The organism is Arthrobacter sp. NPDC057009 (genome assembly GCF_042673905.1).
In the GTDB taxonomy this organism is placed as follows: domain Bacteria; phylum Actinomycetota; class Actinomycetes; order Actinomycetales; family Micrococcaceae; genus Arthrobacter.
In genome coordinates, this window is record NZ_JBHUSB010000005.1 from 234,353 (window position 1) to 248,029 (window position 13,677).

Sequence of the window (13,677 nt, forward strand, 5' to 3'; positions counted from 1 at the left end):
TACTCCCTCCGCGGAGTTTGCCCTGGCCGTTGTCAGGGGGCCGTTGTCAGTGCAGGGATGTGGGCCTACGCTGTGCGCACAGCCCCATTTGGGGGACCGTTCCAGGACCCTTCGCCCTGGGTGTCAGGCATGTCCTCGGGTGCCCGCGTCCTGGTTGCAATGGACAGGAAAAACCATGACCAAGTACCTGTTTGAAGCCAATTATGTGGGAGACGGAATCAAGGGGCTCTTGCGTGAAGGCGGCACCCAGCGGCGTGCCGCGCTGGAGGAGGCCCTCAGCTCCGTGGGCGGCTCACTCGAGAGTTTCTACTACGCCTTCGGGAGCACCGATGTCCTGGGTATCTTCGATGTCCCGGACACGGCCAGCGCGGCAGCCCTTGCGCTGATGATCAATTCGTCGGGCAACGTATACGTGCGCCTCAAGCCGCTCCTGACGCCTGAGGAGATTGACGAAGCATCCAAGAAGACGCCGTCGTACAGGGCTCCCGGTAAATAGGATCAGGGCGCGTTTGTTTGTTGGAGTAAATGACGGAGGCCGCCCCCTGAGCAGATTTCCTGCCCGGGTGACGGCCGCCGTCGTTGGTTTTCCGTGAACTGGTTTTTCGCGAACTGTGGGTCGCGCTATGGAACGGTTCCCCGCGTCCGGTCCGTTACATCCCTGCCGAGCCAGAGGCCTAGGCCGACCATGGCGAGGCCGAGGATCAGATGAAGCCAGTTATCGGCACTGTTGAACGGGACGAAGTTGGCTGCCGTGTTCCAGTCGATGATGAGGCCATAGATCCACAGCACCAGGTAGACGGCGCCGCCGCCCAGCAGGAACATGCGTGCCATCCGGTCTGTCCGGGCCATGGCAATGCCGGCCGCCCCGAACAGCAGGTGGACAATGTTGTGCAGCACGGATACCTGGAACACGCCAAGCAGCATGGCCCCGGACTCATGCCCGGCAAAGTTCATGGCGCCGTAGTTGGTGGTGATTCCCGGGATGAACCCGAGGACGCCAACCAGCAGGAAAACCGCACCAAGACCCATGGCGGTGTTGTGAAGGGACAACCCCATGGCGTGGTGGTGCGCGTGAGGTGAAGCGGTAGTCATTAGTCTCCCTTTCACGCGGGTTACCGGCTCTCCGGGTGGAGAACCGGCCTCGCGGCAGGAGTCGCAGGAAACCTGCCGACGTCCACAGCCTACTCCTGAAAACCGCGCGTGTGCAGGGAAAAAGCGCTTGCCGGAGCATTCCGGGCGGGGGACATGTTCGCATTCTGTCCCTGGAAGGGGTACCCGAGTAGCAACGGTCCTTTCGTCGGGAAAACAGGTGGATGCGCGGCAAAAGTCGGGTATCTGCCCCCGGTGCCTTCCCAGTAGGACGGCCGATACATTGGCCTTCCGCGGCGGTCGACTTCGACCACCTCCACACATCTACTCGCTGGGGTCCTAATGCGCAGTGCACGTTCTTCCGTTGTCCGCACACATTCGTTTGTCCGCGCGGGCCGGCTCGCGGCCGCCGTCGTCATTCCGGGAATCGTCACGGGAATGCTGGTCTTCGCTCCGCTGGCCAGTGCCGACACCGCTCCCGCACCGGCCGCCATCTGCAACGGCGTGGTGAACCAGACCGCCCACCGGGGCACGGTGCAGGAGAACCTGCTCAAGGCCGCCGCCCGCAAGAACGCCGAGCTGATCGCCTCGCTCAAAGCTGAACGGGCAGCCCTGCAGGGCACCTCGGCGGACCTCCAGCAGCGAATCAATGCGGATAACGCCGCCATCGCGGCCATGGAAGCGGAAGAGGCGAAGCTCGACGGCGACCTCAAGGCCGCGGAGGATGCACTTGCCACGCTTGAGGCCACGAAAGCGTCCACCGCTGCTGCTGCGGCTGATACCTCCGCGCAGTTGACAGACCTGGAGGAGCAGCGGAACGACGTCGAGAACCGGCTGGCGCCTCTCCTGGACCAGCTCGCGGCTGCGCAGGCCGACCTCAAGCAGTTGACCGCCCAGGCCCAGGCCGTTCAGGGAGACATCTCGGCTCAGGAAGACCGGATCAAGGCCGCCCAAGGAGAACAGGCAGCACTGGAGGCCGCCGCGGAGGCCGCTTCCGACGCCCTTGAGGCAAAGAAAGCCGAGATCTCCCAGGCGGAAGCCGATCTTGCAGCGCTCACCGACGCCGCAACAGCTGCAGCGGCGGCGGCCTCGTCTGCGGCCCAGGCTGTCAGCGACGCCGAGGCGGAGCTGGCGCGGTTGCAGGCTGCCGGTTTGGCAGCGCAGGCCGAGCTCGACGCCCAAAAGGAGAAAGTGGCCGAAGCCAAGGTCCTGTTCGCCGGCCTGCAGTCGGAGGCGGATCAGGCCGCCACGGCGCTGGCCGCCAAGAATGCCGAGGTCACGCAGGCCGAGGGAGAGCTGGCGGCGCTGCAGTCGGCGGCCACCCAGGCGGCTGACGCGCTGGCGGCCAAGAACGCGCAGATCAGCCAGGCGCAGGCCGAATTGGTAACGCTGCAGACGAATGCCACGGCGGCTGCCGAGGCCGTTACGGCGAACGCCGCCGCCATTGACGATGCGGCGGCAGACATTGCCGGACTCGAGTCCCAAATCAATGACCTCAACACGCAGATCACGGCCAAGCAGGCGGCCCTGACCGCGGCCCAAGGCGACTTTGCTGCCTTGCAGTCGCAGCAGGCGACATTCGCCAGCCAGATTGCCGAACTTGATGCCCGGATCGCCGACATCAACGGCAACTCAAGGCTGAAGCGTGACCTCGTCGCCGAACGGGACGCGAAGCAGGGCCAACTCAATACGGTGAACGCCCAGATCACGGACAAGAACACGCTGATTGCAACTCTGTCCGGCGACCTCACCACGCTCCAGGCACAAGTCAATACTTTGAACACCCAGCTCCTGGCCAAGCAGCAGGAAAGCAGCGCGCTGCAGCAGCAGGCGGCCCCACTCCAGGCGTCCCTGACCGTCACGAACAATTCAGTGGCGGCGAAGGAAGCCGAAATCGCCACCCTGCAGGGCCAGCTTCCCGCGCTCCAGGACGCGGTGAATGCGGCGGACTCCGCCGTCACCGCCAAACAAGGGGAGCTGGCAAACCTGCAGGGCCAACTTCCGGCCCTGCAGGCCGCCGTCGCCAGCGCCGATCAGGCGGTGGCCGCGCAGGAAAAGATTGTCAGCGACCTGGAGGCGGCGCTGCCGGGCCTCACGGACGGCGTAGCCGCGGCCGAACAGGCCATAACCGACCAGAAGACGGTGCTTGCCGGACTTCAAGCCGAGCTGGTGGAGGCCCAGTCCGCACTCACGCAGGCCAACCAGGCGGTGGACGCGAAGCAAGCCGACATCGCCTCGCTGAACGCCGAGCTTCCCGGGCTTGAGGATGCCGTGTCGACGGCGAACGCTGCGGTTGACGCGAAAAAGGCCGAAATCGCCGGCCTGACTTCGGAGCTGGATGCCTTGGTTGCCGCACTCACCGGACTCAACTCCCAGATTTCCGCCAAGGAGGCCGAAGTCCTCGACCTTCAGAACCGGGTTGCCCCGCTCCTGGCCGAGTTGGCCAGCCTGAACGATCAGATCAGCGCGACCGAAGCCCTAATGAAAACGCTGCAGGCGCAACTGACGACGCTCGACGAGCAGCTCACCGACGCCCAAATCGTGCTTCGCGGGCTTGAGTCGCAGAAGAAACAGAACAAGCTGGCCGTCACGGCCCAGCGGGCAACCGTCCTGGGACTCGAAGACCAGCTCGGCGCTGTCCAGAACAGGATCAAGGCCATCGACGGCCAGATCATCCTGGGCGGCTGCGTCGCGTGACCGGTGTTGCCAGGCGGGCTGGGAGAATGGCCAGCACCTATTCTGCCGCCGCCTTCGTGCCCGAGGGAGTCGCCCGGATGCGTGCGATGCGGAGCCGGTTCATCGCCGTCACCGTCAGCACGTGCCCGGACACTTCCACCCGGTCGCCCGCACAGGGCAGACGGCCCAGCTGGTCGATGACGAAGCCGGCCACCGTTTCATAGGGCCCCTCGGGGAGCGCTATCCCGGACGCCGACTCGAATTCCTGCAGTATCAGTCCGCCGTCGACCTCCACCGCCCCGTCTTCCATGGTGACGCGGTCCTCGGGCTCAGCCGAGGTGTCGTACTCGTCGTAGATCTCGCCCAAGAGTTCCTCCAGCAGATCCTCCACGGTGACGATCCCGTCCGTGCCCCCGTATTCATCCACTACCAGCGCTATCTGGCGGCCCAGCTTGCGCATCCGGGACAGCGACGGCGGCACCATGTTGGTTCCCGGCAGGGGGAGAATCTCGCGGGCAATGTCCTTCACCTGCCGTTGGTCGTACTCGGCATCGCGGGGCATCAGGTCGCGGATATGGACGAAGCCCAGGACGTCGTCCGGTGTCTTGCCAATCACCGGATAGCGCGAATAGGGGGCATCCCTCACCATGCTGCGGGCGGCAGAAATACTCAGAGCGCCGTCGATGAAAGCCACATCCGTCCGGGGCCGCATGACCTCCTGCAGGGTGCGGGTCCGGGCGCCGAAAAGGTCGCTCACTATGTTCCGGCTGTGCTCCTCCAGCCGGCCGTTCTGCGTCACCATGTCCCGCAGTTCCTCCGCGCTGATGCTTTCCTGCCGTGCATGGGGGTCACCGCCAAAGAGCCTGACCACCGCGTTGGTGGACACCGACAGCAGCCAGACGGCCGGCCGCATGATTTGCGAGAGGGCGAACAGGGGCGGGGCCAGGACCTTCGCGAAACCGGCCGCGCTTTGCATGGCCAGCCGCTTGGGTACCAGCTCACCCAGCACCAGGGAGAGATAGGACACCAGCACCGTCATGCCGACGAAAGCCACAGTCTCGGCCGCGGGGCCCAGTCCCGCAGCCTCGAGGAGGGGCGCCAAGTCAGGTGAGATAGTGGAGGCGCCGTAGGCGGCCGAGAAAAAGCCGGAGAGCGTCACGCCAATCTGCACGGTGGAGAGAAAAAGGTTGGGATTCCCGGCCAGGGCTGCAATCTTGGCTCCGTGTTTTCCTGCCTTCTCCATCCTGCGCACCTGGCTCTCGCGCAGGGAAACGAGCGCCATTTCCGTGCCCGCGAAGACTCCTCCCAGCAGCACGAAAAAGAGGACCAGCAGGAAATTGACCAGAGTGTCGGCATCCATGCGCCGACACTACCGAATGCACCGCCGAACCGCCGGTGCCGCCGTCGCCCGTTGATCAGTTAGGATTAACCCATCAAGGGGAGTACTCCCGTCTGTGAGTGGCCCGTCAATACGGATGCAGCGGTGCATCCCGGGCCACCGGCGCCGGTTCAACCGGGCGGAGGAGACCTTGGCGTACATGTCAGCGCCTACCCCTTTGGAGTACCCACCATGCAGGCAACCCCTCTGGTCTGGATCGTCACCATAGCCGTGACCATCCTGTTCTTCGTCTACGAGTTCTTCGCGCACGTCCGCAAACCCCACGAACCGTCAATCGGCGAATCGGCGCGCTGGTCGGCGTTTTACATCGGACTCGCGCTGCTATTCGGCGTCGGGATTGGAATGGTCTCGGGCTGGACGTTCGGCGGCGAGTACTTCGCCGGTTACCTCACCGAAAAAGCCCTGTCCGTCGACAACCTGTTCGTCTTCCTCATCGTGATGACAGGGTTCGCTGTCCCCAAGAAGTACCAGCAGAAGGTGCTGATGGTGGGCATCATCATCGCCCTCATCCTGCGCGGCGGCTTCATCGCCATCGGGGCCGCGCTGATTGAGAACTTCTCCTGGGTGTTCTACATCTTCGGCGCCCTGCTGCTCTTCCTCGCGTACCGGCAGGCCTTCGGCGGCCATGACAGCAACCCGGCCGACGGCAGGTTCATGAAATTCGTGCGCCGCGTCCTGCCGGTCACCCCGGACTACCACCGGGACAGGCTCACTGTGAACCTGGACGGCAAGCGGTTCGTGACGCCGATGCTGCTCACCATCATTGCCATCGGCTTCGTGGACCTGATCTTCGCGGTCGACTCGATTCCCGCAATCTACGGCCTGACGGGCGAGTCGTACATCGTCTTCACCGCCAACGCTTTCGCCCTGATGGGCCTGCGGCAGCTGTTCTTCCTCATCGGAGGACTGCTGGAACGCCTGGTGTACCTCGCACAGGGCCTGGCGGTCATCCTGGCGTTCATCGGTGTGAAGCTGGTCTTCCACGCCCTGCACGTCAACGAGGTGTCCTTCATCAACGGTGGCCAGCCGCTCCTGTGGGTGCCTGAGATCCCCATCTGGTTCTCACTGCTCTTCATCGCAGTCACCATCCTGGTGGCCACGGTGGCCAGCCTGGCCAAGACCCGCAGCAGCCGGGTTGGCGACGGCGGCGAGGGTGCCCGCGGTGACAGTGCGGTCCATGACCGCACCTCCGCGGCGGCCGTCGCACACCAGGATGCGGAGGCTGGCGTGGGTGAGGACACGGACTCCACGGCCCGCAGCAGGCGGTAGCCTCCGGCTGGCTACCCCCGCAGGACGCACGACGGCGGCACCAAGGCTTGGGTGCCGCCGTCGCCGGCCTGCCGTTTTGAGCGCGGGGTCAGGAATCCTGGTCCACGGCAACGATGATCTTGCCGCGCGTATGTCCCTCCATGTTGGACCGGAAGGCATCCGCGGCCTTTTCCAGCGGGAAGACTTCGGCAACTTCAACATGCATGTTCCGGCTGTCCACCAAGTCGGCCAGTTCCTGCAGGTCGGCACCTACGGGGGTGACCCACATCCAGGTGCCGCCATGCTTCTCCGCCGCACTGTCGGCGATCGAAGCATGCCGGCCTCCTTCGGCCAGCACCGCCAGCGTTGCTTCGAGGTTCCCGCCCACGAAATCGGCAACGACGTCCACGCCGTCAGGGCGCAGCGCGCGCACGCGGTCTGCGAGCCCGTCCCCGTAGGCAACGGGCTCGGCACCCAGTGAGCGGACGAATTCGTGGTTCTTCTCCGAGGCGGTGGCAATGACACTGGCGCCCATGGCTACGGCGATCTGGATGCCAAGCGACCCCACGCCCCCGGAACCGCCGTGGATCAGAACAGTTTCGCCCGCTTTCACGCCCAACCGGTTGAGGACCTGGTAGGCGGTCAGCCCGGCCAGGGGCAGGCCCGCCGCTTCATTCCATCCCAGCGAGGCAGGCTTCCGTGCCAAGACCCGCTCCGGCAGCGCGATGTACTCGGCAAAACTTCCGCCATGGACGTAGTCCTTGCGGCCATAGGCGATGACCTCGTCGCCGGGCTTGAACTGCCGGGCATCGATGCCCACCGACTCCACGACCCCCGCCACGTCCCAGCCGGGGATCGCAGGGAACCCCAGGTCCAGTGCTGCGTCCAGGTAGCCGGCCATGATCTTCCAGTCCACCGGGTTCACTGCGGCTGCCCTGACCTTGACCAGGACCATTCCGGGCCCGACTTTGGGCATCGGCTGGTCGCCGTATTCGAGGACGTCCGGGTTTCCGTATCTGCTGTAGGTGATTGCCTTCATGGTTGCCACAACCGCGTGCCCGGACTTCGCTATTCCGGATGCGGACACGAAGTGTTGTATCGCACCGGCAGCCCGGGCATCGGACTGGTTCAGGCGTGCGCAGCTATTTGCGGAGGTATCTATCGCCCAGGGAAGGTTGTCGCCGTCCGGTCGGCGCGGGTTGGCGGTGCCTTCCTGTTGCGCCGGGTGCGGCGGCGGATGACGTACTCGGCCACCGTCAGGTTGATGATCCAGGCAGCCCCCATGAGGAGGGCGCGGGTTGTCACGTCGGGCGGGCCCGTGAGGAGCTCCGGGATGATGAGGATGAGTGCCTGTGTTCCGGCCGCAATTCCGATGGCGTAGGCGCGGGTCATCCAGGCGCCGTGCTGGGCGAAATCCCTCCGGCAGATGGCAAGGACTCCGAGGATGAGGCTCACCAGCATGGCGCTGCCGAAGGCCAGCCGGAGGATGAGCAGGAGGAACCCGTCGCTGGGCGGAAGTTCGTAGAACAGGGCCATCCACACGCCGGACAGGGCCACGAGGAAACCGGCGGGTATGAGGATGCGTCCCGCCGCCCGGTGCCAGTTGCGCCTGCCCCGGCGGAGGGAAGGGCTGAACTGGAAGGCTCCCAGGAGGGAGTAGACCGTGGCGCTGATAATGTGCGCGACCACCGGGACGGGGGAGGTGAAGAACCTCTCGTTCCTCGGCGTGATGGCAGCGCCGCCGGTCAGTTCGGTGAGACGTGCCGCTCCGGCGAGCACCGGGATGAGCGTGAGGACGATCAGGCCGGTAGGCACCAGCCAGCCGTGCCGCCGTCGTTTTGGCGAACTTGGTCCGGAGCTGACGGTCTGACCGGGAACCTGGGTGGCATTTCTGGTGGTGTTCACGGGAATCTCCTACTCGCCGGAGACCCGGATGACGACGTTTCCCCTTTTGCGTCCGGCGTCGACGTAACGGTGCGCTTCGGCGATCTCGGGGAGGGTGTAGGTACGGTCGACGACGGCCCGGTAGCGGCCCGCTTCCGCGAGGCGGACGAGCGATGCGAGGTCTTCGGCGGTGTACCGGAGCTGGAGGTCCCCGGCGGTGACGAGGTTTCCGCTTCTGCGGGTGTGTGCGGAGGCCAGGAGGATCCCCTTCAGGTCGGCGACGACGAGGAGCAGTTTTCCGCCCGGGTTCAGTCGGCTGGATACCCGGCTAAAGGGGGCGTTGCCCACGCAATCCAAGATCACCTCGTAGGTGCGGTCCCCGGCGGCGAAGTCCTCCATGGTGTAGTCGATTACCCGGTCCGCGCCCAGGGCGGTCACGAGTTCCCGGTTTCCGCTGCTGCAGGCGGCCGTGACATGGGCGCCCAGGGTCTTGGCCAGCTGCACCGCGGCCGTGCCCACTGCACCGGAGGCGCCGTTGATGAGGACGGTGTCGCCGGGCTTGACGTCAGCCCGGGCAAGGAAACCGCGGGCTGTCAGGCCGCCGAAAACGAGCGTGACGGCCTCCTCGAAACCCATGCTGCGTGGTTTGGCCGTGATGGCTGCGTCCTGGGCGACCGTCACGTATTCGGCGTGCCCGCCGAACTTTGCCCCGAGCATGGCGACTACATCGTCGCCGGCCCGGAACTTGCTGACGGCGGATCCCGTGGCTTCGACCACGCCGGCGACGTCCATGCCCAAAACACGGTGCCGTGGCCTGACGATGCCCAGTCCCAGAGCTGTGAGGATTTTCAGGCCGGAGGGGACGATGCGGCTGCGGGCGCGGTGGTCCGCGGCGCTGAGCGTGCTGGCGTGGACTCTGATGAGGACCTCATCCGGCCGCGGTGCCAGTTTGGGGACTTCTTCCACGCGGACCACGTCGGGCGGGCCGAACCGCCGGTAGGTTGCAGCCCGCATGGTGCTGCCCGGGTTGCCGTGGCCGTCTGTCCGCGCCGGATGCCGGTCAAAGCCTGCCGCTGCCTGCTGAGTCTTCATGGGAAGCTCCTCCACCGATTGGTGTACGGCGTACACCTTATGAAGCAGGTTAGGTGTATGGCGTACACCTGTCAATGGCGTAGATTTGAATGTGCGAAAGGGAGGGTCCATGGCCCAGCAGACTGAAGAGCATCGGCGCGGACGCCTGAACCGGCAGCGCGTGCTGCAGGCTGCCGTCTCGCTGGCCGACGAGGTCGGCATCGACGAGCTCAGCATGCGCAGGCTCGGGCAGGAGCTGGGCGTCGTGGCGATGGCGCTTTACAAGCATGTGGCCAACAAGGAAGAGCTCCTCGACGGCATGGTCGAAGAGATCATCTCCGAGATTGACCCGGCGGTGATTGACCCGGCGGCGGGCGGCGAAGACTGGAAGAACGCCGTCAGGCTGAGGGTGCTCTCGGCTAGGGCTGTGCTCCAGCGGCACCGGTGGGCCCGGCAGGTCCTGGAATCACGGACCAACCAGACCCCGGCCGTCCTCGGGTACATGGACTCCTTCATCGCCATGTTCCTGGCCGGCGGCTTCTCGGTGGATCTCACGCACCACGTCATGCACGCCATGGGCAGCCGTATCTGGGGTTTCACCCAGGAGCTGTTCGATGACTCTGCCGGCCCGGGCGGGGGAACGGGCGGCGAGATGTCCCCCGAGGCGCAGGCCGCGGTCTTCGAGGAGATGGCGGCACGCTACCCGAACATTCTCCAGGTGGCCACTGCCGCGAGCCATGACGAAGGCTCCGTGGTGGGGCGTGGCTGCGACGACCAGTTCGAGTTTGAGTTTGCGCTCGACCTGCTCCTGGACGGCTTCGAACGGCTCCACCGGCAGGGATGGACATCACGGCAGGCCAAGAAGGCCCAGGCTAAGGGAAGCTGATCACCCGGGCGTAGGTCCCGAGCCGCCGTCGGCCAGCCCCATGAACATGGTCCGGTGCAGGATGTCCACGTGCTTCCGGGAGATCTCGACGGCGGTATCCCCGTCTCCGGCGCGCAGCGCCGCCACCAGCGCGATGTGGTCGCGGTTGGATTTGTGCAGCAGCTCGATGGGGTAGGGGATGAAGTACGCGTAGAGCTCGGCCAGTGTCTCGTGATAAACCCCGACGGCGGTCCCCAGGCAGGAGGCTGTTCCCACCAGTTGGTGGAACTGCTCGTCCGCCTGGTGGTAGCCGGACCAGTCCGTCGAAGAAGCCATCTCGCGGGTCAGCCGCTCCAGCTCATCGATCTGCTCGACCGTCGCGTTAACCGCCGCGTAGTGGGTCACCGCGCATTCGAACAGCAGCCGCCGGTCCACCAACCGGTTCACCGCCTGCGACTCTGCCGGTGATGCCGTGAGCTCCGCCAGCACATCCCGTGGCGGCTCGTCCGCCACGAACGTCCCGCCGGCCCGGCCGCGGCGGCGCACCACCACGCCCTGGTCGGCCAGGCTCGCCAGCGCCCGGCGGGCCGTGATCGGGCTGACCGAAAGGCCGAGCGCCACGTCCTCCTGGTCCGGCAGGCGCTCGCCGGGCTTCAGCAGCCCGAGCGAAATGGCCATACCGATGCGCAGCCTGACGGCGTCGATAGCGCTGCGGCGGTCGATGCCGGCCAAGGCGCTGCCGCCGATCGCGGAAGCGCCGGCGGGGGAGGAGGCGTCCTCCAGCTGTCGGGTCATACCCGCTACTTTACGGCGCATCGGCGCCCCTTCCCATAATTCGATCATTCTGATCTAATATATTCCAGATCACACCCCAGTTCTGGAGAAAACCCATGCAACGCATCCTTCCCCTCATCGCTGCCCAGGCCCGGCCGCGGCTGATTGGCGAACCCGTGTCAGCCTTCGCGGGCGAGGTCAAGGCAGCCCTGGAGACTAAGCCGGACAGCAGGCTCGTGGTCTTCCCGGAGCTCCACCTCTTCGGCGACGGGAACCCGGACCGGCAGCGCACCGAGGCGCTGCAGGACTCGGCCGAGCCGCTGGGCGGCCCGCGCGTCAAGGAGCTGAAGGAGCTGGCCGCGGACCTGGGCATCTGGCTGGTTCCGGGCAGCGTCTGCGAGCGCGGCCCGGAAGGCCAGCTGTTCAACACCCAGCTGGTGCTGTCCCCGGAAGGGGAACTGGCCGGCTACTACCGGAAGATCTTCCCCTGGCGCCCGTTCGAGCCCTACGACCCCGGCGACCGGTTCACCACCGTGGACCTGGCCGGCATCGGCAGGGTGGGCCTGAACATCTGTTACGACGCCTGGTACCCGGAAGTGTCCCGTCAGCTGGCCTGGATGGGCGCCGAGGTGATCCTCAACGTCGTCAAGACCACCACCCCGGACCGGCGCCAGGAGCTGGTGCTGGCCAAGGCGAACGCCATCGTGAACCAGGTGTTCGTGGTCAGCGTCAACTGTGCCGGCCCCACCGGCCAGGGAAAAAGCCTGATCGTCGACCCCGAGGGCAACACCATCACGGAAGCCGACGGCGACGCAGAGGTGCTGCTGACAGCGGACCTGGACCTGGCCGCCGTCGGGCACGTCCGCACCCACGGGACGGAGAACCTCAACCGTCCCTGGTCCCAGTTCCGGGACGGCGAGGCCGCCGTCGAGCTTCCCGTCTACCAGGGGCGGATCAATCCGCTGACCTGGACGCCCCCCACTTTCAATGCTTAAGGACAACCACGTGACCACTCCAACCCTCACCCGCACGCTGAAGCTGCCGTCGCTGGTGCTGTTCGGCCTGGCGTACCTGACCCCGCTGATCGTCCTGGCCATCTTCGGCCTGATCGCTGAGACCACGGGCGGGGCGGCGCCGTCGGCGTACCTCGTGGCGATGGTGGCCATGCTGTTCACGGCGCACAGCTATGGCCGGATGGCGGTGGCCTACCCGGTGGCCGGCTCCGCCTACACGTACGTGCGGAAGTCCATCGATTCTCGGATGGGGTTCCTGGTGGGCTGGGCGATCCTGCTGGACTACCTGTTCCTGCCCATGGTGATCTGGCTGATCGGCAGCTCGTACCTGAACGCGCAGTTCCCGGGCGTGCCCATGTGGCTGTGGATTGTGGGCTTCATCCTCATCACCACGGTCCTGAACATCCTGGGCATCAAGGTGGCGGACAAGGCCAACTACCTGCTGATGGCGTTCCAGCTGCTGGTGATCGTGATCTTCGTGGCGCTGGCCATCGGCAGCGTGGTGTCCGCCTCCGGCACGGGCGGCCTGGCGAGCACGGAGCCGTTCTTCAACGGCACGTCCAGCTTCGCCACCATCTCCGCCGGCGCAGCCATCGCGGCGTACTCGTTCCTCGGGTTCGATGCCGTCACCACCCTCACCGAGGAGACCGTGGACCCGCGCCGCAACGTGCCCCGGGCCATCATGCTCATCGCACTTATCGGCGGCGGCATCTTCGTGGCCGTCTCCTACGTCACCCAGCTGGTGCACCCGGGCAGCGTGTTCGAGGACTCGGCGTCCGCGGCCAGCGCCATCGCGCTGCAGATCGGCGGGCAGCTCTTCGGCGCTGTGTTCCTCGCCGGGCTGGTGGTGGCGCAGTTCGCCTCGGGCCTGGCCGCGCAGGCCAGCGCCTCCCGCCTGGTCTACGCCATGGGCCGCGACTCGGTGCTGCCCAAGGCGGTGTTCGGCCGGCTGAACGCGAAGTTCCACACCCCGGTGGTGAACCTGGTGGTCACCGGCGTCGTGGGCCTGATCGCGATCTTCCTGGACGTGGCGACGTCGACGTCGTTCATCAACTTCGGCGCCTTCACCGCCTTCACGCTGGTCAACGTTGCCGTGGTGTTCCACTACGTGCGCCGGCGCCGGGCGGGGGAGCAACTGAACGCGGTCTCCTACGTTCTGGTCCCGGCGGTGGGCGCCATCATCTGCGCGTACCTGCTCTCCCAGCTGGACGGCAACGCCATTACGCTGGGACTGTCCTGGCTGGCGCTGGGCGTCGTGGTCCTGGCACTGATCACGCGCGGCTTCCGCGCGGCCCCGCCGGAAATGACGACGACGGAGAAGGCCACCGTAGAGGCCGCCGCCTAAGGCTTTTTGTACCGGATGCTTTTGGGATGGAAGGAGCGGGCGTGAGGATAGCGCTCGGGCAGCTGGAGTCCGGCGCGGACATCCAGGCGAACCTGGCCGCGATCGACAGGTTCGCCGCGTCCGCGGCCGCCGACGGCGCCGCGCTGGTGGCCTTCCCGGAGTACGCCACGTACGAGAAGAAGGTCGTGGACGCGTCCTTCCCGGCTATGGCCGAGCCGCTAGATGTATTGACCACGGACGTTAGTGACGCTCGGCGTGGTTCGGTGACATGAAGAAGACCTCCGGGTGGAGTGGGGCTTGTCTAGAGTCCAAT

General features: G+C 66.0%; 13 protein-coding genes. 7 read left to right on the forward strand and 6 right to left on the reverse strand.

The window, feature by feature from the left end:
* Positions 1-175: 175 nt before the first annotated feature.
* A complete protein-coding gene (locus ACFTR6_RS07890; protein ID WP_377957472.1) occupies positions 176-496 on the forward strand; it encodes a GYD domain-containing protein in 321 nt (106 codons plus the stop codon).
* Positions 497-621: 125 nt separating this feature from the next.
* On the opposite strand, the gene ACFTR6_RS07895 is transcribed toward ACFTR6_RS07890, so the two are convergent.
* Entirely contained in the window at positions 622-1,092 is a 471-nt protein-coding gene (locus ACFTR6_RS07895; protein WP_087874497.1) for a DUF4383 domain-containing protein, read from the reverse strand.
* Between the two features lie 339 nt (positions 1,093-1,431).
* Between ACFTR6_RS07895 and ACFTR6_RS07900 the strand changes: the two genes are divergently transcribed.
* A complete protein-coding gene (locus ACFTR6_RS07900; RefSeq protein WP_377957473.1) occupies positions 1,432-3,786 on the forward strand; it encodes a chromosome segregation ATPase in 2,355 nt (784 codons plus the stop codon).
* Between the two features lie 37 nt (positions 3,787-3,823).
* Here ACFTR6_RS07900 and ACFTR6_RS07905 read toward each other — a convergent pair whose 3' ends face one another.
* Positions 3,824-5,125, reverse strand: a complete 1,302-nt coding sequence (locus ACFTR6_RS07905; RefSeq protein WP_377957474.1) for a hemolysin family protein — start codon at positions 5,123-5,125, stop codon at positions 3,824-3,826.
* 210 nt (positions 5,126-5,335) lie between these two features.
* Between ACFTR6_RS07905 and ACFTR6_RS07910 the strand changes: the two genes are divergently transcribed.
* Positions 5,336-6,433, forward strand: coding sequence for a TerC family protein (locus ACFTR6_RS07910; RefSeq protein WP_377957475.1), 1,098 nt, complete (start codon positions 5,336-5,338; stop codon positions 6,431-6,433).
* 88 nt (positions 6,434-6,521) lie between these two features.
* On the opposite strand, the gene ACFTR6_RS07915 is transcribed toward ACFTR6_RS07910, so the two are convergent.
* The 3 genes from ACFTR6_RS07915 to ACFTR6_RS07925 all read right to left on the reverse strand — a co-directional run bounded on the left by ACFTR6_RS07915 (position 6,522) and on the right by ACFTR6_RS07925 (position 9,388).
* The gene (locus ACFTR6_RS07915) at positions 6,522-7,451 is read right to left on the reverse strand and encodes an NADP-dependent oxidoreductase (RefSeq protein WP_377957495.1); all 930 of its coding nucleotides are present in this window, start codon (positions 7,449-7,451) and stop codon (positions 6,522-6,524) included.
* Positions 7,452-7,570: 119 nt separating this feature from the next.
* Positions 7,571-8,317 (reverse strand): DUF2306 domain-containing protein, encoded by a 747-nt coding sequence (locus ACFTR6_RS07920; protein WP_377957476.1) that lies wholly within the window; start codon positions 8,315-8,317, stop codon positions 7,571-7,573.
* A 9-nt stretch (positions 8,318-8,326) separates the two neighbouring features.
* Entirely contained in the window at positions 8,327-9,388 is a 1,062-nt protein-coding gene (locus ACFTR6_RS07925) for an NAD(P)-dependent alcohol dehydrogenase (protein WP_377957477.1), read from the reverse strand.
* Positions 9,389-9,497: 109 nt separating this feature from the next.
* Here ACFTR6_RS07925 and ACFTR6_RS07930 point away from each other — a divergent pair, with 109 nt between their 5' ends.
* Positions 9,498-10,253 carry a TetR/AcrR family transcriptional regulator C-terminal domain-containing protein gene (locus ACFTR6_RS07930; RefSeq protein WP_377957478.1) on the forward strand — a complete coding sequence of 252 codons (756 nt, stop codon included), beginning with the start codon at positions 9,498-9,500 and terminating at the stop codon, positions 10,251-10,253.
* On the opposite strand, the gene ACFTR6_RS07935 is transcribed toward ACFTR6_RS07930, so the two are convergent.
* Complete coding sequence (locus tag ACFTR6_RS07935; protein WP_377957479.1) at positions 10,254-11,027, reverse strand: FadR/GntR family transcriptional regulator; 774 nt, start codon at positions 11,025-11,027, stop codon at positions 10,254-10,256.
* Between the two features lie 95 nt (positions 11,028-11,122).
* Between ACFTR6_RS07935 and ACFTR6_RS07940 the strand changes: the two genes are divergently transcribed.
* From ACFTR6_RS07940 to ACFTR6_RS07950, 3 genes are read left to right on the forward strand one after another with little or no spacing between them, the layout of a single operon-like run.
* Positions 11,123-12,001, forward strand: coding sequence for a carbon-nitrogen hydrolase family protein (locus ACFTR6_RS07940; RefSeq protein ID WP_377957480.1), 879 nt, complete (start codon positions 11,123-11,125; stop codon positions 11,999-12,001).
* Between the two features lie 10 nt (positions 12,002-12,011).
* Positions 12,012-13,364, forward strand: a complete 1,353-nt coding sequence (locus ACFTR6_RS07945) for an APC family permease (protein WP_377957481.1) — start codon at positions 12,012-12,014, stop codon at positions 13,362-13,364.
* A 41-nt stretch (positions 13,365-13,405) separates the two neighbouring features.
* Complete coding sequence (locus tag ACFTR6_RS07950; RefSeq protein WP_377957482.1) at positions 13,406-13,636, forward strand: nitrilase-related carbon-nitrogen hydrolase; 231 nt, start codon at positions 13,406-13,408, stop codon at positions 13,634-13,636.
* Positions 13,637-13,677 lie beyond the last annotated feature (41 nt).

Bases quoted from the DNA above. Each gene is read 5' to 3' on its own strand.
- ACFTR6_RS07890 (WP_377957472.1), top strand. From the start codon at position 176: ATGACCAAGTACCTGTTTGAAGCCAATTATGTGGGAGACGGAATCAAG.
- ACFTR6_RS07895 (WP_087874497.1), bottom strand. From the start codon at position 1,092: ATGACTACCGCTTCACCTCACGCGCACCACCACGCCATGGGGTTGTCC.
- ACFTR6_RS07900 (WP_377957473.1), top strand. From the start codon at position 1,432: ATGCGCAGTGCACGTTCTTCCGTTGTCCGCACACATTCGTTTGTCCGC.
- ACFTR6_RS07905 (WP_377957474.1), bottom strand. From the start codon at position 5,125: ATGGATGCCGACACTCTGGTCAATTTCCTGCTGGTCCTCTTTTTCGTG.
- ACFTR6_RS07910 (WP_377957475.1), top strand. From the start codon at position 5,336: ATGCAGGCAACCCCTCTGGTCTGGATCGTCACCATAGCCGTGACCATC.
- ACFTR6_RS07915 (WP_377957495.1), bottom strand. From the start codon at position 7,451: ATGAAGGCAATCACCTACAGCAGATACGGAAACCCGGACGTCCTCGAA.
- ACFTR6_RS07925 (WP_377957477.1), bottom strand. From the start codon at position 9,388: ATGAAGACTCAGCAGGCAGCGGCAGGCTTTGACCGGCATCCGGCGCGG.
- ACFTR6_RS07930 (WP_377957478.1), top strand. From the start codon at position 9,498: ATGGCCCAGCAGACTGAAGAGCATCGGCGCGGACGCCTGAACCGGCAG.
- ACFTR6_RS07935 (WP_377957479.1), bottom strand. From the start codon at position 11,027: ATGACCCGACAGCTGGAGGACGCCTCCTCCCCCGCCGGCGCTTCCGCG.
- ACFTR6_RS07940 (WP_377957480.1), top strand. From the start codon at position 11,123: ATGCAACGCATCCTTCCCCTCATCGCTGCCCAGGCCCGGCCGCGGCTG.